Origin of the sequence: Sphingomonas sp., from assembly GCF_036387595.1 — a bacterium.
Lineage (GTDB): Bacteria > Pseudomonadota > Alphaproteobacteria > Sphingomonadales > Sphingomonadaceae > Sphingomonas.
This window is the reverse complement of the sequence record NZ_DASVTL010000044.1, coordinates 1-17,612: the sequence shown is the minus strand read 5'-3', so window position 1 is coordinate 17,612 and position 17,612 is coordinate 1. Positions and strand designations below refer to the sequence as shown.

Genomic DNA, 17,612 nt, shown 5'->3' with positions numbered 1-17,612 from the left:
CATCGCAGGCGACTTGCCGCAGGCATAGCATGAAGGGGCACTCGCGCCGTAAGGTGCGTGGCCGAGTGCAAGCGCCAGGTGAACCTCACCAACCTGTCTGGCTAGCAGCGCCTCCGTGGCATTCACGCTTCCTGGGACTCAGTTCGGTGACGCGATCGGTTTACCGTACGAAGTCGAATCAGCGACTTTGATCATACGTCCCTGCAGCTCCCGACCCGCAACCAGCCGCGATCCAGCCGGTTGGTGCCGCGCGACAGTGTGCCAACGTCACTCCAGGAGACCACCATGTCTCAAAACCGTCAGCTTCAGGAAATCTCCTCGCCGAGTTCGTTTGTGAGCCACGCGCGACGCCTGCGCACATCGGCGTGACCGCGAAGAACGGCATCGCCACCCTCACCGGTCATCTCGGACAACTTCCCAGAGAAACGTGCCCGCCGAGCACGCGGCGGCCCGGGTCAAGGGAGTCGATGTCGTCGTGGAGTAGCTGAAGGTCGAGCTGCATCCATAGATGGCGCGCAAGGACTAGGACATCGCCAATGCAGCCGTTGCCCGGCTCGACGAGGAAGTCAGCGCCCCACGCGATGTCGTCAAGGTCAGGGTGCAGAACGGCTGGGCCGCCTCAGCCGGTCAGGTCGATCGGTGTTTCCCGAAGGAGGCCGCGAGCGTCACATCCACCCCGACGGGGCACCGCGAGATGCTGAACGCCGTCACCGCCCGGCGGCAGTCGCGAGCGACTCTGCCATCATCACCTACAACTCGGTCAGCGCCCCAGCCGGAGCGTCGAACGGCACGCCGCCATCATCACCAATGCCGAGATCGGCGCCGCGATCGCGACGATGGTGGCGATCGAATAGCGCACCGAGGCATCGCCGCCGTACAGCTGCTCGGTGAACAGCGCGACGATCACCGGCCCCAGGCCGATGCCCACGAGGTTCAGGCAGAACAGGTAGATCGCCGTCACCTGCCCGCGCATCCGGTTGGGCGTCATCTCCTGCAGCGCCGCCGCCGCGCCGCCATAGGGGATGGTGCCGGCGAAGAGGAAGCCGCAGAACAGCGCTAGCGAGGTCGCCCCGGTCGGCATCAGCGGCGCGGCGACGCCGAACGGCAGCGCCGCCAGCGCCGAGATCACGCCGATGCGCACGTTGGCGTCGCCCCGCCCCCGGTCCCGCATCACGCCCGCCAACCAGCCGCCAAACAGCACCCCGGCCGATCCGAACACGATCAGCGCCAGGCCGTACCGCGCGCCGACCTCCGCCGGCGTCCAGCCGAAATTGCGCATGAAGTGCGCCGGCGTCCAGGCGATCACGCCGTTCCACATCAGGCTGGAGATCGCCAATCCGCCGATCAGCCAGCCGAACGCGCCGCGCCGCTGCCAAAGATAGGCGAGCACCGCGCGGAAGCTGGGAATGTCGGGCGAGGTCAGGCCGCGCCGCGCGGGCTCGCGCAGCGCGAGCACCAGCAGCGCGATCAGGAAGCCCGGTAACCCGACCAGGATGAACACCACCCGCCAGGGCTCCAATTGCCCGAACAGCGCCGTGTCGACCGCCGGCACGGAGGCGATCAGCGCGCCGCCGGCCATCGTCGCTAGCCCACCGCCGACATAGATGGCGCTGTTGTAGAGGCTGAGCGCACGGGTCAGCTGCTTGCCCTCAAACCAGTCGCTGAAGCTCGAATAGGCCGCCGGCGACAACGCCGCCTCCCCCACCCCGACGCCGATCCGCGCCAGGAACATCTGCACGAAATTCTGTGCCAGCCCGCACAGCGCGGTCATCCCGCTCCAAAAGGCGACACCGGCGGCGATGATCGTCGTGCGCCGGCGCCGGTCGACCAGCCGCCCGATCGGGATGCCGCAGATGGTGTAGAACAGCGCAAAGGCGAGGCCGTGCAACATGCTCAGCTCGACATCGCTGATGCCCAGCGACGCGCGGATCGGCCCCACCATCAGCGTCAGGATCGAACGGTCGATATAGGAAAAGGTATAAGCGAGGATCAGGACGCCGACGACATACCAGCGATAGCCGCCGATCGGCACCGGCACCTCCTCCGGCATCGGCGGCGCGCGTCCGGCGAGCGCGTCGCTCATGACGCCACGACCGGTGCGCGCTTGGCGTCGCGGAACGCCCCGAACGCGTCGCGCACATAAGGGTAGTTCTGGACGTAGTGGAGGAACTGCTGCTTTTCGAGCTCGATTCCGTCGGCCGGCGACATGGTGACGCTGCGGTTGATCAGCGTCTTGCATTCGAACAGGCATTGCCGGGGCTTGTCGATATAGGTCGCGGCGAGCGCTTCGGCGGTCTCGATCAGCGCGTCGTCCTCGGCCAACGCGTGGCAAAGCCCCCAGTCGACGGCTTGGTCCGCGGCGAGGAAACGCCCGCTCCAGATCAGATCCTTCGCGCGCGGTACGCCGATGCGGCGCGGCAGCCGCTGTGTCGATCCGCCGGCGGGGATGGCGAACTGGGCGGTATGGATGTCGCCGATCCTGGCGCCCCGCACGATCACCGCCACGTCGCAGGCGAGCACGACCTCGATCCCGCCCGCGCGCGTCAGGCCGTTTACAGCCGCGATCGTCGGCACCGGCGCGCGCTCCAGCCGGTCCATCACGGCGTTGAACCGGTCGAGGTAATGACGGAACTGACGGAAGTCGCCGAGCCCGGTCTCGATCTGCGTCATGTCGGTGCCAAGCGAAAAGATGCGCCCGCGCGCAGTGATGATCGCCGCACGAACCGCAGGTTCGTCCTCGATGCGGGCCAGGAAGCCGTCGAGCTGATCGAGCAGACCCAGACTGAACGAGTGAACGCCCTTTTCCTGGGTGAATGTGCCGTACAGAATCTCGCCCTTGCGCTCGATCGCGAGTTGGGTGTCCGCCATCACTGCGCCTCCAACAGGTCTTGCACCGACGCCACCGCGTCGACGCAGCCGGTCATCATCTCGACCATCACCTGTCGGCAGCTGGTCTCTTCGGAGATCAGGCCGATCACCTGCCCCGCTGCGGTGGGAGCGAGCGCGCCGGCACCCGACTGCGCGGTCGCATGCGGCGATGCCGCGGCTTTTTCGATGCGGCTGACATAGCTGCCGATCGCCACCGCGTGCAGCGGGTTGGGAAGTGGATCGGGGGTGTCGGGGCGCTCCCATTCGGTCACCCACGCCGTCTTGAGCAGCCGCGAGGGCTTGCCGGTCATCGCGCGGGTACGCTGCGTATCCTCGGCAGCGGCGTCGACCAGGCGGCGCTTGACCACTGGCAGCAGGTCCGACTCCCCGGTCGGCAGCCACACCGATCCGCACCATACGCCCTTCGCCCCGAGCGCGAGTGCCGCCGCCATTTGCCGCCCGTCGGCGATGCCGCCCGCCGCCAGCACCGGCACGGGCGCGACGGCATCGACGATCAGCGGGGTGAGGACCATGCCGCCGATCTCGCCGGTATGCCCGCCCGCCTCATAGGATTGCGCAATGACGATATCGACGCCCGCCGCCACATGGGACAGCGCATGCTTAACCCGCCCGGCTAGTGCCGCGACGACCATGCCTCGCGCATGCGCCTGGTCAATCACGTCGGCCGGCGGCACGCCGAGCGCACTCACCAGCAGCTTCGCCTTGGACGCAAAGGCCAGGTCCAGGATGCCGCGCGCCTGCGCCGCGCTGTAGCGTTGGCCGCCGAGCGCCAGGAACTCGTCCTCCGGCTCGTCCCCCGTCTCCTCCGGCACGTCGTAACGCACCATCATGTCGTCGAGAAAGGCGGTGACCTCCGCCGGGATCGCCGCCTTGGCCTGCGCGCCCGACAGGCCGCCGCTCTCGCTGCCAACATATTTGCTCGGCATCAGCAGGTCGATGCCATAGGGTAGGTCGCCGATCTGATCCTCGATCCACTTCAGGTCGATCGCGATCTGGTCGTCGGAATGCAGCCCCGCGCCATAGACGCCGACCCCGCCCGCCTTGGACACGGCGGCGACGACGTCGCGGCAGTGCGAGAAGCCGAAGATCGGCGTCGCCATGCCGATGCGCTTCAGGGGATCGTCGGTCATGCGTCGGCCTTTCTCAGTTCGCTCTTGAGCACCTTGCCGTTGGCGTTGCGTGGCAGGGCGTCGATCAGCGCGAGTTCGCGCGGAATCTTGAAGGGCGCGATCTTGCCCGCGCAAAAGGCGGACAGCGCGTCGGCAGTGAGGCCGGGCTCGCGCGGGACGACAAAGGCCTTCAGCCGTTCGCCCCAGGTGTCATCGGGCACCCCGATTACCGCCACGTCGGCGATCTGCGGGTGGGCGAACAGCACCTCCTCGATCTCGCGCGGGTAGATGTTGACCCCGCCGGAGATCACCATGTCCTTCTTGCGGTCGACGATGTACAAAAAGCCTTCGGCGTCGCGCCGCGCCATGTCGCCCACCGACACCCAGCCATCGCGCACCGCCGCCGCGGTCTCGTCGGGGCGGTTCCAATAGCCGCTGAACAGCACCGGGTTGCGGCACCACAGCTCGCCGACCTCGTCGGGCGCGCAGACCTGGCCGTCGTCGCGTCGCACCTCCGCCTCGACATGCGGGAAGGGGGTGCCGACGCAGCTGCGCTTGCGCAGCTGATCCCTGGGCCGCAGATTGCAGACCAGCCCGGTCTCGGTCGCGGCGTAGAGTTCGTGGAGCACCGTGTCCCCGAAATAGGGGATGATCCGCTCCTTCATGGCCTGCGGCAGCGGCGCTGCATTGGCCAGGATCGACCGGATCGGCGGGCGCTCGAATTGGGCGAGAGTCTCCGGTGGCAGGGCGAAGATCATCTGGAAGTGGGTCGGCACCATGAACGTGCCGGTGATGCCGCCGCACTTCAGCCGCTCGATCACCAGCTCGGGCTCGAACTTGTCGAGGATCTCGATCGAGCCTCCCGCCGCCAGCGCGCTCGCGGGGAAGCCCATACCACCGCCATGATTGAACGGGGCGATGCAAAGGAACCGGTCGTCGGGACCGAAGCAGCCGAACTCGGCCGCGCAGATGAGGCCCAGCAGCATCCGGGAGCGATGCGACAGCACCACGCCCTTGGGCGCGCCGGTGGTGCCGGAGGTATAGGGCAGCGTCCAGCCGTCCCATTCCTCGATCCGCGGCAGCTCGACGTTGTCGGGAGCGTCCGCCAGGAACTGCTCATATTCCTCGCCGAACGCAATGATCGTCAGACCGGGCAGCTCGGTGTCCTGCACCAGCGTTTTCGACACGGCATCGACGAAGACGAGCCGCGCGCCGCAGTCCTCCAGCGTCCGGCGCACCTCGCCGGGCGTCAGCCGCGGATTGATCGTCGCCACCATGGCGCCTGCCTCGGGCAGGCCGGCCACCACCTCGATGAACTCGGGGCAGTTGCGCGACAGGATCGCGGCGACATCGCCCTTGCGGATGCCCTGCGCAATCGCCGCATCGCGCAGCCCGTCCATCCGCGTCGCCAGTGCGGCGAAGCTGGTCGTCCGTTCGGTCATGATCATGGCGGTCTTGGTCGGATCGCGCGCCGCGGCCGCGCGGATCGCGCCGCCGAAGGTCAGCGAGCGAAAGCTCTCCGGCCGCATCAGCGGGGCAGCTTCTTGAACACCGTCAGCGCGTTCTCGCGCATCATCTTAGCGTGGCTCGCGGGGCGCAGGCCCAGGTCAGCCACCTCGGCGACCGCGCGCTCGGGGTCGATCACCGGCCAGTCGGTGCCGAACAGTACCTTGTGGCTGCCATAGCTGTCGGCATAGCGGACATACTGTTTGGGCCAGTGCTTGGGTGCATAGGCGTCGCCGGCGGTGTAGACGTTGCTGTGCTTCCAGCACATCGCGATCATCTCGTCGGTCCAGGGGACGCCGATATGGATGCCGATCACCGACAGGTCGGGGAAGTCGATCGCGACCTGATCGAGCAGGATCGGCCGCGCGACCGACGGCAGCCGGCGCTCCTTGGAATAGACCAGGTTCTGCCCGACCTGCATCATGATCGGCACGTCGAGCTCGCAACACTTCGCGTAATAGGGATAGATCTGCGCACAGTCCGGCGGGCTGCCGAACCAGTGCGGATACCAGTGCGCGCCGACGAACCCGTACTCCTCGACCGCCTGGGTCAGGTCGCGCAGCCCCTGCATCCCGCGAGTCTGGTCGATGCCGGCGAGGCCTGAAAACCGATCGGGATGCGCGCGACAGATGTCGGCGATCACGCGGTAAGGGATCTCCCAGCTGTGCTTCACGTTCATGTCGCCGGCGCGCACCGCGATCAGCAGCGACCGCTCGATGCCCGCGCGGTCCATCTTGCGCAGATACTCTTCCATCGACAGGCCGCCGAACATCTCGGGCGGCATCCGCACCTGGCGTTTGAAATCGTCGTCCAGGCCGGTCCAGCCGTTGGCGACCGCCTCGGGCGTGTAGATGTTGCAGACGATGTCGATATAGCCGCTCATGCTGCCACCGTGTCGAGGGTTAGGAGGACTGCTGGGCGCATCAGTCGAGCCGCAGCTCGGCCTGCATCCGCGCGATCGCCTCACGCGCGAGCGGCGACAGGCCGTCGACCGGCACCGCCGCGAGTGCTGCTGTCTGCGTGGCCGCGCCCTGATCGGCGCGGTAGAGCGTCTCCCACAGCGACTTGAGCATCAGGTTCAGCGTCGTGCGCCGGGGAAAGCCGGCCGCGGTGCCGGTCTTTTCGGCGGATCGAACGGTGGTCAGCAGCGCTTGGTCGAGCGGCTGCGGCGCCTGCGGGGAGGCGACGGCCGGACGGCCCCCGACCGCTACGCTGTCGCCCGGCCAGGCGCGGTGATCGCGCTCGAACGCGATGTACTTGCGGTCCATCAACGGCAGGTCGACCGAGAAATAGTCGAGCGGCGCGCCCGGCACTGGCTTTACCCCGCGCAGCGCGGCGGGCGCCTCCCCTTTCTCCGCCCAGCGCGTGATCGCGCCCAGATAGTCGATCGCGTACGCGCCATCGCCGCCGCTGCAATGGTCCATGCCGGGCACCATGTAGAGCCGCGCAAACCGGGCGGTCGCCGCCGGTCCGCCCATCGTGCGCGTGACCGTCTCATAATAGTCGATCGTCGGCGGCGGCATCACCGAGAAATCGGACCAGCCATGCACCAGGATCAGCTTGCCGCCACGGTCGCGGAACGGCCGCAGATCGGGGTTGTTCGGCGCGTTCAGCGTCTCAACGACGACGGGGTCGCCGCGACCCACGCCGAGATCGAACAGCGGGATCGACGCTTCGCCGGGCAGGCTGGCGTTGCGCAGGAAATTGCCGATCCAGTTGAACTCGGACCCCGGCTGTGCGCCGCGCAGGCGGTACAGCTTGTCCGCGACACCGACCTGCTCGGCGGTCAGGCAGTCGCGGCTGTCGGCGGTATTGCAGAGCAGCTCGGCCGGCTTGAACCCGCACGCCAACGGCTTCGATATGACGCCGTCGAGGAGGCCGTCGGCCCGGTCGCAGCGGCGGATTGCGGCGCGGTGGATCAGCAGCGCCTTGCGGTTGGGCAGGATCGGCCTGCCGGCCGCGTCGAGGTTGAACGCATCAACCTCGGTGATCGTGGGTGGCTTGTTGCGGCCGAACGGCGCCATGCTGGCGGGCGCGATGGCGACGATGCCGTCGAAATCGTCGGGGAAGCGCTGCGCCTCGATCAGGCCCTGGCGGCCGCCGGTCGAGCAGGCGAAGAAATAGCTGTAGCGCGGATCGCTGCCGTAAAAGGCCTTGATGATCGCGCGCCCGGCGGCGGTGGTGACATGCGTGGCGCGATAGCCGAAATCGACCAGCCCCTGCAGGTTGCCTGCCACCCAATTGTTGTCGCTCAACGTCGAGCGGTGGCCCATGTCGGTGTGCAGGCACGCATAGCCGTCGCGCACATGGCCGCTGCACGCCAGGTCCACCGCGACGATGCCGCAGCTGCCGCCGCACCCGCGCACCACATACCGCCCGTTCCAGTCGGCGGCGGGCAGCAGGATCGCGAAGTTGACCGTCGGGTTGACATAGCCCTCTACCAGGCAGGCGGCCCGCTTGCCGGCGGCGGCGGGCCGAAAGGTCGCCTTAACGATGTGGGTCGGGACGTTGGGGAGGTTGGCGAAACGATCGCCTTCCAGCGTGCGGCAGCCCTCTTCGGCAGGAATGGCTGGCCCTTGCGGGTGAGCCCGGGCGGGAGCGGTAAACGCCACCATCGCGGCGAGGAACAGCATCACGCGGGTCAGCATCGTCATCCCACGGTTCCCATCTCCGCCATCAGTACCAGCGCCTCGGCCTCGCTCACCACCTCGGCATATTTGGCCTGAAGGTCGAACAGATTGGCTTCGTGCGGCGCGGGGTGGCGATCGGCGCACGCGTCGCGCACCACGAACGGGACGAAGCCGTTCTGGAGCGCGTCCAGCGCACTCGCCCGGACGCAGCCCGAGGTCGAGAAGCCGGTGATGACGACGGAGTCGACCTCTAGCGTCCGCAGCGTGGCGGCGAGTGACGTCCCGAAGAAGGCCGAGGCGTATTGCTTGGTGACGACGATCTCGTCGACGCGCGGCTGGAGCGTCGGCGGGAACGCGCCCATCGGCGAGCCCTTCAGGAACGCCTTCAGCGCGGGAACCTTGCGGTAGAACTGGCCACCATCGGCGCCGCCCGCCTGGTATTCCACGTTGGTAAAGACCACAGGAACGCCCGCGGTCCGTGCAGCGTCGAGGATCCGTTCGTTGGATGCAAGCGCGGGCTCGGCGGCGGCATACAGATTGGAAGCCGGATCGAGATAGGCCAGCACCACGTCGACGATCAGCAGCGCGGCCCTGCGGCCCGGCGTCAGCCGGCCGTCAAAGGCACCCGCATAGCTGTCGCGGAGATCGGTCATGCCGCACAGACCTGGCTGTTGTGCTCATCCACGCCGCGCTACTCCGCAGCCATCCGATACTCTTCCCACTGCGGCGCGACAGGCGCGGGGAGGCCCGTTTCGGCCTCGCAGTTGGCGCGCAGCTCCTCGATCGGCGGCCCGTAGTTGAACAGCTGGATCGCGCCGCGCTCGCGGCGGAGCTGCTCGCGCAACCCGGCGGTGGCGACCTCGTCGACGTGGCCCGCCGGGGCGATGACCACGCCATAGCTGCGCGCACCGTCCCGCGTGAGGAGACCCTGCACAACCTCCTTCGCCACGATCGCAGGGTCGCGATCGAGCGGATCGCCCCAGCCGCCGCCGCCCCAGGTGATGAAATCGAGTTCATCGCCGGCATCGACGCGCAGGTCCTCGCGCTTGTTGCCGACGATCGTGGTCGTGCCGTTCGCCTTGCGCAGCACCTTGCGCGCGCGGGCGCCGGGCTCGCCGCCGTTGACGCCCCAGGGCATGGTAAACCAGCGGTCGTCGTGGATCGCGATCTCGCCGGGCTCCAGGAACTTGTACGTCATCAGGATGCCGTTGCCGCCCCGGTGCAGCCCGGCCCCGCCCGAATCCGCGACCGTCGTGTATTGCTCGATCCGCAGCGGAAAGTAGCGTTCGAGAAACTCGTTGGGCACGTTGGTGAAGTTGGGCCAGAGGCTGTGCCCGTCCGGGCCGTCGCCCAGCGGCCGGCCTGGGATGCCGCCGAAGCCGATCTGGAACAGCTGGAACCACTTTCCCGCCCGGTCGCGGCCCGAGTAGAACAGGTGCGGCGACGAGGAGAAGCCGGCGGCGTTGAGGAACTCCGGCGTCTTCTGGCCCAGCAGACCCCCAAGGATGTCGAACAACCGTCCCAGCGCATGCGTCCGCCCCGACAGCGCGGCCGGGAACGCCGGCTTCAGCAGCGAGCCTTCCGGAATGCGCACGTCGATCAGGTCGTAATAGCCGTCGTTGAACAGGATCTGCGGATCGAACACCATGATCATGTAGATGCCGAAGAACATGCGCATCATGTTCTCGTTCAACAGGAAGTTGATCGATGCCCCCGACTGCGGATCGGTGCCGTCGAAGTCGAGCACGACACGGCCGTTCTCGCGCCACATGGTGCATTTGATCTTGTACGGACCATAGCCCATGCCGTCGTCGCAGATATAATCCTCGAAGCTCACCGGCGCTTCGCCGATCGCCTGCTCGATCAGCGCCTTCATCGCGCGATGGTTGCGCGCGAGCAGATTTTCGCAGGCCGACACGAACACGTCGTCGCCAAAGCGCACCGCCATCTCGATCACGCGTCGTGCCGCGACACGGCACGACGCGATCAGCGCGTTCAGATCCGCCTTGCACCATTCGGGCGAGCGCGACTGCGCCATGACGAGCTTGATCAGCTCCTCGTTATACTCGCCGCGCTTCCAGATCTTGACCGGTGGGATTCGCACCCCCTCCTGGAAGATGCTGGTCGCGTCGATCGGCATGCTGCCCGCGACCTTGCCGCCGATGTCGCTCTGATGGCCGAACATCGAGGTATAGGCGATCACCCTCCCATCCTTGAACACCGGCAGCAGCACCAGCCAGTCGTTGAGGTGGCTGATCGCGCCGCTGACCGAATAGGGATCGGACAGGAAGATCATGTCGCCGTCCTCGACCGTGCCGTCATAACCGTCGAGGAACGGCCCGATATAGCTGCCGAACTGGCCGACGATCATCCGGCCCTTATGATCGGCGATCAGGGGAAAGGCGTCGCCCTGTTCGCGGATGCCGGGCGACATCGCCGTGCGGACCAGCGTCGCGTCCATCTCGATACGCGCATTGCGCAGCGCGTTCTCGATGATGTCCAGCGTGACCGGGTCGATCGGCACCGGGGCGAAGGGCGTGTCGTTCGCCTGGATGATCGTGGCGGGCATCAGTGGCTCTCCGCGGAAGGCGCTTGGGGGGTGATCAGGATGTTGCCGACGCGGTCGACCAGGGCCGTGCAGCCGCCCTCGATCAGCGTCGTCGAGTCCATCTCGACGACGATGGCGGGTCCCGGGATACGATCGCCGGCGCGCAGCCTGGCGCGGTCGTAGATGACGGCGTGGCGCATGGCCCCGTCCATCCACAGCTCATGGTCGCGCAGCTTGGCCGCCGCCGGATCGCCATTGCCTTCGGGCAGCGGGGCGGCGGGCAGCTCGGGCGGCTTGCCCATCGCGACCGCGCGCAGGTTCACGATCTCGTGCTCGCTGTCCATGTTGAAGGTGAACAGGCGGCGGTGTTCGTCGTCGAACCGCCCCGTCAGCCAGCCGATGCCATACGCCGTCAGGTCGTCGAGCGTCACCTCCATCGGCACCTCGAACGCCTGTCCCGAATAACGCACGTCGATCTCGAAGCTGAGCACGACGTCGGCCGCGGCGATCCCCTCGGCCTCCAACTCGGCGCGGGTCTGTGCCGCCATGTCGTCCAGGATCGCGCGCAGCTCTTCGAGCGACGTCCGCGACGCGAGCTGCGAGAAGCTGCGCGCGCTTTCGGTGCGCATGCGCGTGGTGGCGTCGCCCAGCGCGCAGAGCACGCCGGGGCTGACCGGGGAGATCGCCGGCCAGCTGCCCATCAGCCGCGCTACGGCGTTGAGGTGGAGCGGCCCCGCCCCGCCAAAGCCCATCAGCGCGAAGTCGCGAGGGTCATAGCCCTGCTGGACGGAGATCATGCGCAGCGCCCCGAACATGTTCTCGTTGACGATGTCGATGATGCCCCGCGCCGCCGCGTACAGATCGATGCCGAGCTGGTCGGCGATCGTCTGCACCGCCGCCTTCGCACCCTCGCGGTCGAGCTTGAAGGTGCCGCCGAGCAGCGATTCGGGCAGATAGCCGAGCACGACGTTGGCGTCGGTGACCGTCGGCTGGGTGCCGCCCTTGCCATAAGCCACCGGACCGGGAACCGCGCCCGCCGATTGCGGGCCGACGCGCAGCGCGCCGGTCAGTTCGGGCACATAGGCGATCGAACCGCCGCCAGCGCCGACGGTCTTCACGTCGAGCGCGGACGCGCGCACCGACAGATGCCCGACCTCCGTCGTACGCACCCGCCGCGCTTCCAGATTCTCGATCAGCGCCACATCGGTGGAGGTGCCGCCCACGTCCAGGGTCAGGATGTTGCGAATACCGGCATTCTTGCCGACCCAGATCGCGCCGGTGACGCCGCCGGCCGGTCCCGACATCAGCAGCGACACGGGGTGCTCTTCGGACTTCTCCGAAGTCATCAGCCCGCCGTCCGAACGCAGCAGGCTGAGCTTGCCCGCCATGCCTGCGCCGCGCAGTTTGTCACGCAGGTTGCGGACGTACCGGCCGACGATCGGCCGCACCGCCGCGTTGGCGACCGTCGTCAGCGTGCGCTCATATTCCTGCATTTCGGGCAGCACTTCGTGGCTGAGCGAGATCGGCACGTCCGGCATGATCTCGGCCGCCAGCTCACCCACGAGCTTTTCGTGGGCGCCGTTTAGATAGGCGTTGATCAGACTGACGGTCAGCGCCTCGATCCCCTGCGCCTTCAACTTCTCCAACGCTGCCCGGATGTCCGCGTCGTCGATCGCGCGGACCTCGCGGCCCTGCGCATCCATCCGCCCCTTGATCTCGACGGTATCCTCCAGCTTCGCCAGCGGCTCCGGCTTGGGCCAGACGATCCAGCCGGCAAGGCCGCCGGGGACGAAACTGCGCGCAATCTGCATGATCTGGCGGTAGCCCTGGGTCGTCACCAGCCCGACGCGCGCGCCCTTCCCTTCCAGCACCGCGTTCGTTGCGACGGTGGTGCCGTGCAGGAAGATCTCGACCTCCGCAGGCGTGATCCCCGCATCCGCGCAGATCCGGTTGACGCCGGTCAGGATGCCTTCGGAGCTGTCGTGCGGCGTGGACGGCGTCTTGTGCCGCCAGAATGCGCCCGATCCCTGATCGAACAGCAGCAGGTCGGTGAAGGTGCCGCCGACATCGACACCCAGGCGATAGCCCATGCTTTATCCTCTCGCGACCATGGGTCCCTCGGGCCGAGAACAAGCCCCTCGGTGGTCACGCGTCCAACGCCTTCCCGTCGATAACCGAAACGCGGTGGCCTGCGCGGCAAGGGCTGCGCGCGTGCAGCGAGCATGCACAGGATCGTCTCGCATCCACTTCCCGCACGAGGACCGAGCATGGCGTTCACCAGCCTGACCTTCGAGGTGACCGACCGGATCGCCGTGGCGACCTTCACCACGCCCGAGCGTTTGAACGGCATCTCGGAAGAGCGGCTGGCGGACCTTGAGGCGATACTGGAAAGAGTGGAGGCCGATCAGGCTATCCGGGCGCTGATCGTCACCGGCACGGGCAAGGCTTTCTGCGTCGGGCTCGACCTCGATCTGCTCGACCGCGCCTTCGACGATCTCGCCTATTTCACCACCACCGTCCGCCGCCTGTCGCGGATCGTCGAGCGCATTGAAGCGCTGGAGATCCCGACGATCGCGGCGATCAACGGCTTTGCCCGCGCGGGTGGGTTCGAGATGACGCTCGGCTGCGACTTCTGCATCATCGCGGACGAGGCGAAGATCGGCGACGTCCACACCGACGCGGGCGTGGTGCCTGCGTTCGTGTCGCTGCGCCTGCGCCGCCGGGTCGGCGATCAGCGCGCCAAGGAAATCCTATGGACCGCGCGCTGGTACAGCGGGCCGGAGGCGGTCGCGATCGGACTGGCGCTGAAGTCGGTGCCGCTCGCCCGGCTGCTTGAGGAATCCCGGGCGTTCGCGGGGACGATCATCGACAAGCCGCGCGCGGCGATCGCGGCGCTCAAGCGCGTCTATATCGAGGGCGCGGACCTGGGCGTCGCGGCGGGCACCGAGCTAGAACTCGCCAACTTCGCCGACTACATGGCCAACCAGCCCTATGGGCGCGAGGGTTACCGCGCCTTTCGCGAGAAGCGTGAGCCGAACTGGCGCGGACGCGCCTGAGCGGCGATCAGCGCGGCGGCAGGTCCTCCACCAGCCTGAAACCCAGGACGGTAGTGCGCGCGCCGCGCAAATCGGGATGCCGCACCGCCGCGCTCAGATATTTCGGCGAGTTGGTCCACGAACCGCCGCGATCGATCGGCGACGCGCAGGCGTCCATCGCAACCCCGGGCTCGGCGCAGTCGAGCGTCCATTCCCAGACATTGCCCAGCATGTCGTGCAGCCCCCACGGATTGGCGCCATAAGAGCCGACCGGCGCGGTCCGGGCGTGACCGTCCTCGCAGTCGAACACGGTCGCAGGGTCGATCACGCCCGCCAGATCGAGCCGCGCGCGCGCACGATCCGCGACGTTCGCATAGGCGCAAGGGAGGTCCGCTCCCCACCAACGCTCGCCCTTGGTCCCGGCGCGCGCGGCGCGTTCCCATTCGGTCGCGGTCGGCAGGCGGAAACGGCGGCCGGTCCGCTTGTTCAGCCATACCGCATAGGCGTTCGCATCGGCAAAGTCGACGCAGACCACCGGATGCCGATCGGTCTGCGCGAAGCCGGGACTTTGCCAGCTGTGGTCAAGGTCCGCCACCCAGCGGTTGCTCGGTCCGTCGGCGAGAAAGCCGCACGGCCCGTCGGGCATTCGGCCGGTCGCGGCGGCGAAGCGAGCGAAATCGCCTCGCGTCACCTCGGTTCCGGCCATGGCGAGGCGTTCTCCCACCCGAACCATCGCCGCTACCCGCACATCGGCGGACGGCCGAACCGCGCATCCGACAAGCAGGCCGGCGAGGAGGATCGTCCGCTTCATGTTTGCACCCTAGCCGCCGTACCGAAGGCAGCCAGCTTCGGCGAGGAGCGGCCCACTATCCGGTTGCGCGACGGCGGACATTGGCGTCGGCCGCGCTGTATGTCCTACTGAACCGTCAGGCAGGATAGAGCGAACGATGATCGATCTGGGCGAACAGAGCTATCCCGAAGTCCGCGAGGCGGTGCGGCGGCTGTGCGCCGACTTTGCCGGCCCCTATTGGCAGGCGCTCGACCGCGACCGCGCCTATCCGACCGAGTTCGTGACCGCGCTGACGCAAGCCGGCTTCCTGTCGGTGCTGATCCCGGAGGAATATGGCGGATCCGGGCTAGGACTGGCGGCGGCCACCGCCGTACTCGAAGAGGTTCACCGCTCCGGCTGCAACGGTGGCGCGTGCCACGCGCAGATGTACACCATGGGCACGGTGCTGAAGCACGGCTCCGACGCGCAGAAACAGATGTACCTGCCCAAGGTCGCGAGCGGCGAACTGCGCCTGCAGGCCTTCGGCGTCACCGAGCCCACGGCGGGGACCGACACCACGCGCATCCGCACCTTCGCGCGCCGAGACGGCGACAACTATGTGGTGTCCGGACAGAAGATCTGGATCAGCCGCGCCGAGCATAGCGACCTGATGGTCCTGCTGGTGCGCACGACGCCGCGAGAGCAATGCGCCAAACCGTCCGATGGGATGAGCGTGCTGATGCTCGACATGCGCACGGCAGTCGGCAACGGCCTCACCATCCGCCCGATCCGCACGATGCTGAACCATGCTACGACCGAACTGTTCTTCGACGATCTGAGCGTCCCGGCCGCCAATCTGATCGGCGAGGAGGGCAAGGGCTTTCGCTACATCCTGTCGGGGATGAACGCCGAGCGTATCCTGATCGCCGCCGAGTGCATCGGCGACGGGCGCTTCTTCATCGACAAGGCGAGCGCCTATGCGCGCGAGCGCCATGTCTTCGGCAGGGCGATCGGTGAGAACCAGGGCGTCCAGTTCCCGATCGCGCGCGCGCACGTCCAGCTGACCGCCGCGGCCGAGATGGTCGACAAGGCGGCACGGCTGTTCGACGAGGGCGCGGGCGGCGGCGGGACCGAGGCCAACATGGCCAAGATGCTCGCCTCAGAAGCGAGCTGGTACGCCGCCGACATGTGCGTCCAGACCCATGGCGGCTTCGGTTTCGCCGAGGAATATGACGTCGAGCGCAAATTCCGCGAGACGCGGCTGTACCAGGTCGCGCCGATCTCGACCAACCTGATCCTCAGCCATGTCGGGACGCATGTCCTCGGCCTGCCGAAGTCTTTCTGAATGGGGGCGCTGGACGGCATCCTGGTCGTGGCGCTGGAACAGGCGGTGGCGGCACCCTTGTGCACCGCGCGGCTGGCTGAAGCAGGCGCGCGAGTAATCAAGCTGGAACGCGCGGAGGGCGATTTCGCGCGCGGTTATGACGCGGTCGCGCATGGCGAGAGCGCGTATTTCGTCTGGCTGAACCGTGGCAAGGAATCGCTGACGATCGACATCAAGACGCCGAACGACACGGCGCTGCTGGAGCGGCTGCTCGCGCGCGCCGATGTCTTCATCCAGAACCTCGCGCCCGGCGCGGCGGCGCGGGCGGGCTTCGGCTCGGCCGCCCTGCGCGCGCGTCATCCACGGCTGATCACCTGCGATATCTCCGGCTATGGCGAGGCCGGGCCGGGCGCCGGGATGAAGGCCTACGACTTCCTCATTCAGTGCGAGGCGGGGCTGGCGAGCGTCACCGGCAACGACGCCGGCCCCGCGCGCGTCGGCGTGTCGGTCGCCGATATCGGCTGTGGCATGAACGCACATGCCGCAATCCTGCAGGCGCTGTTCGAGCGGGAGCGCACTGGCCGCGCGCGCGGCATCGCGGTATCGCTGTTCGACGGCGTCGCCGACTGGATGAGCGTGCCCCTGCTCCACTATGACTATGCCGGCCAGGCGCCGCACCGTGCCGGCCTCAGCCACCCTTCGATCGCGCCCTACGGCGCTTTCGATGCAGGCGACGGCGTGACGCTGGTCGTCTCCATCCAGAACGAGCGCGAGTGGCGGCGCTTCTGCGCGACGGTGCTGGGCGACGACGCATTGGCCAGCGACCCGCGCTTCGCCAACAATGCCGCGCGGTGCACGAACCGGGCGGTGCTCGATGCCACGGTGGCAAGCCGCTTCGCGACGCTCGACTCGGACGCCCTGATCGCCCGCTTCGAGACGGCGGGCACCGCCTGGGCACGACTGAACGGGGTCGACGGCCTCTCGGCACACCCGCAACTGCGGCGGGTGGCGGTGCCGACCCCATCCGGGCCGGTGTCGCTGCCCGCCTCCCCGGTGCGTTGGGACAGCGAGTCGGCACCCATCGGCGCCGTCCCCGCGCTGGGCGCGGACAGCGCCCGCATCCGCGCGGAGTTCGCATGACCGAGCGCGACGTCGCCGACCCGCAGCGGGTGGAACTGCTGGCGGCGCTGCTCGATCACGACGATCCACCCTGGCCGCCCGGCGAGCTGCCGCCGCTGGCGCACTGGCTGTGCTTCCCGCCCAAGGTGCGCCAGTCGGCGCTCGGCGAAGACGGCCATCCCCGCCGCGACGATCCCGACGGGCTGACGCGACGGATGTGGGCGGGCAGCCGCGTCCGCTTCCTCGCGCCCGTGCCCCTCGGGGCCACGCTCGAACGCCGGACGGTCGAGACCTCCTCGGTGCTCAAGTCGGGCCGGTCGGGGCCGATGCGGTTCGTGACGCTGGCCCACAGCATCCGTTCGAACGGCGCGCCCGCGATCGAGGAGGAGCAGGACATCGTCTATCGCGCGACGCACGACCCGGACGCCATCGCCGCGCCGCCGCCGCCAGCAGCCGAGTCGCACGTCGGCACGCCCGAAATCACGCGAGTCGTGACCCTCAACGCCACGGCGCTGTTCCGGTTCTCGGCGCTCACGTTCAACGCCCACCGCATCCACTATGACCGCGACTATGCCCGCGACCGGGAGGGCTATCCGGGGCTCGTCGTCCATGGCCCGCTGATCGCGACGCTGCTGATCGACCATCATCTCCGGTCTCGACCGGCCAAACCGCTGCAAGCGTTC

General features: G+C 68.0%; 14 protein-coding genes. 4 read left to right on the top strand and 10 right to left on the bottom strand.

The genetic code is table 11. The annotated features are described in order from the left end of the window. Positions 1-760: 760 nt before the first annotated feature. The 9 genes from VF643_RS03885 to VF643_RS03845 are packed head-to-tail and all read right to left on the bottom strand — an operon-like array spanning position 761 to position 12,772. Positions 761-2,083, bottom strand: coding sequence for an MFS transporter (locus tag VF643_RS03885; protein WP_331042060.1), 1,323 nt, complete (start codon positions 2,081-2,083; stop codon positions 761-763). Continuing rightward, positions 2,080-2,868, bottom strand: a complete 789-nt coding sequence (locus VF643_RS03880) for an enoyl-CoA hydratase/isomerase family protein (RefSeq protein ID WP_331042059.1) — start codon at positions 2,866-2,868, stop codon at positions 2,080-2,082. Before VF643_RS03880 ends, VF643_RS03885 begins: the two co-directional genes overlap by 4 nt. Further along, a complete protein-coding gene (locus VF643_RS03875) occupies positions 2,868-4,019 on the bottom strand; it encodes an NAD(P)H-dependent flavin oxidoreductase (protein WP_331042058.1) in 1,152 nt (383 codons plus the stop codon). Before VF643_RS03875 ends, VF643_RS03880 begins: the two co-directional genes overlap by 1 nt. Then, positions 4,016-5,527: a class I adenylate-forming enzyme family protein gene (locus VF643_RS03870; protein ID WP_331042057.1), complete on the bottom strand. Its 1,512-nt coding sequence runs from the start codon at positions 5,525-5,527 to the stop codon at positions 4,016-4,018. The genes VF643_RS03875 and VF643_RS03870 overlap by 4 nt, the downstream gene beginning before the upstream one ends. Beyond that, a complete protein-coding gene (locus tag VF643_RS03865) occupies positions 5,527-6,387 on the bottom strand; it encodes an amidohydrolase family protein (protein ID WP_331042056.1) in 861 nt (286 codons plus the stop codon). Before VF643_RS03865 ends, VF643_RS03870 begins: the two co-directional genes overlap by 1 nt. Positions 6,388-6,427: 40 nt before the next feature. Further along, positions 6,428-8,158, bottom strand: a complete 1,731-nt coding sequence (locus VF643_RS03860; protein ID WP_331042055.1) for a tannase/feruloyl esterase family alpha/beta hydrolase — start codon at positions 8,156-8,158, stop codon at positions 6,428-6,430. After that, the gene (locus tag VF643_RS03855) at positions 8,155-8,787 is read right to left on the bottom strand and encodes an isochorismatase family protein (protein ID WP_331042054.1); all 633 of its coding nucleotides are present in this window, start codon (positions 8,785-8,787) and stop codon (positions 8,155-8,157) included. Before VF643_RS03855 ends, VF643_RS03860 begins: the two co-directional genes overlap by 4 nt. Before the next feature lie 38 nt (positions 8,788-8,825). Beyond that, positions 8,826-10,703, bottom strand: a complete 1,878-nt coding sequence (locus VF643_RS03850) for a hydantoinase B/oxoprolinase family protein (protein WP_331042053.1) — start codon at positions 10,701-10,703, stop codon at positions 8,826-8,828. Then, complete coding sequence (locus VF643_RS03845) at positions 10,703-12,772, bottom strand: hydantoinase/oxoprolinase family protein (RefSeq protein WP_331042052.1); 2,070 nt, start codon at positions 12,770-12,772, stop codon at positions 10,703-10,705. Before VF643_RS03845 ends, VF643_RS03850 begins: the two co-directional genes overlap by 1 nt. A 177-nt stretch (positions 12,773-12,949) precedes the next feature. Here VF643_RS03845 and VF643_RS03840 point away from each other — a divergent pair, with 177 nt between their 5' ends. Then, on the top strand, positions 12,950-13,738 hold the full coding sequence (locus VF643_RS03840; protein ID WP_331042051.1) for an enoyl-CoA hydratase/isomerase family protein: 789 nt from the start codon (positions 12,950-12,952) through the stop codon (positions 13,736-13,738). Positions 13,739-13,745: 7 nt separating this feature from the next. Here the strand turns inward: VF643_RS03840 and VF643_RS03835 are convergent, their stop codons facing one another. Next, positions 13,746-14,528: a formylglycine-generating enzyme family protein gene (locus VF643_RS03835; RefSeq protein WP_331042050.1), complete on the bottom strand. Its 783-nt coding sequence runs from the start codon at positions 14,526-14,528 to the stop codon at positions 13,746-13,748. A 136-nt stretch (positions 14,529-14,664) separates the two neighbouring features. Here VF643_RS03835 and VF643_RS03830 point away from each other — a divergent pair, with 136 nt between their 5' ends. The 3 genes from VF643_RS03830 to VF643_RS03820 all read left to right on the top strand — a co-directional run. Further along, complete coding sequence (locus VF643_RS03830) at positions 14,665-15,831, top strand: acyl-CoA dehydrogenase family protein (protein WP_331042049.1); 1,167 nt, start codon at positions 14,665-14,667, stop codon at positions 15,829-15,831. After that, positions 15,832-16,950 (top strand): CaiB/BaiF CoA-transferase family protein, encoded by a 1,119-nt coding sequence (locus VF643_RS03825; protein WP_331042048.1) that lies wholly within the window; start codon positions 15,832-15,834, stop codon positions 16,948-16,950. After that, positions 16,947-17,612, top strand: a 666-nt coding sequence (locus VF643_RS03820) for an acyl-CoA dehydrogenase (RefSeq protein WP_331042047.1), incomplete at its 3' end; no start/stop codon positions are given. The genes VF643_RS03825 and VF643_RS03820, both read left to right, overlap by 4 nt.

Coding starts and splice junctions, on each gene's coding strand:
- VF643_RS03885 (WP_331042060.1), bottom strand. CDS start 2,083: ATGAGCGACGCGCTCGCCGGACGCGCGCCGCCGATGCCGGAGGAGGTG.
- VF643_RS03880 (WP_331042059.1), bottom strand. CDS start 2,868: ATGGCGGACACCCAACTCGCGATCGAGCGCAAGGGCGAGATTCTGTAC.
- VF643_RS03875 (WP_331042058.1), bottom strand. CDS start 4,019: ATGACCGACGATCCCCTGAAGCGCATCGGCATGGCGACGCCGATCTTC.
- VF643_RS03870 (WP_331042057.1), bottom strand. CDS start 5,527: ATGCGGCCGGAGAGCTTTCGCTCGCTGACCTTCGGCGGCGCGATCCGC.
- VF643_RS03865 (WP_331042056.1), bottom strand. CDS start 6,387: ATGAGCGGCTATATCGACATCGTCTGCAACATCTACACGCCCGAGGCG.
- VF643_RS03860 (WP_331042055.1), bottom strand. CDS start 8,158: ATGACGATGCTGACCCGCGTGATGCTGTTCCTCGCCGCGATGGTGGCG.
- VF643_RS03855 (WP_331042054.1), bottom strand. CDS start 8,787: ATGACCGATCTCCGCGACAGCTATGCGGGTGCCTTTGACGGCCGGCTG.
- VF643_RS03850 (WP_331042053.1), bottom strand. CDS start 10,703: ATGCCCGCCACGATCATCCAGGCGAACGACACGCCCTTCGCCCCGGTG.
- VF643_RS03845 (WP_331042052.1), bottom strand. CDS start 12,772: ATGGGCTATCGCCTGGGTGTCGATGTCGGCGGCACCTTCACCGACCTG.
- VF643_RS03840 (WP_331042051.1), top strand. CDS start 12,950: ATGGCGTTCACCAGCCTGACCTTCGAGGTGACCGACCGGATCGCCGTG.
- VF643_RS03835 (WP_331042050.1), bottom strand. CDS start 14,528: ATGAAGCGGACGATCCTCCTCGCCGGCCTGCTTGTCGGATGCGCGGTT.
- VF643_RS03830 (WP_331042049.1), top strand. CDS start 14,665: ATGATCGATCTGGGCGAACAGAGCTATCCCGAAGTCCGCGAGGCGGTG.
- VF643_RS03825 (WP_331042048.1), top strand. CDS start 15,832: ATGGGGGCGCTGGACGGCATCCTGGTCGTGGCGCTGGAACAGGCGGTG.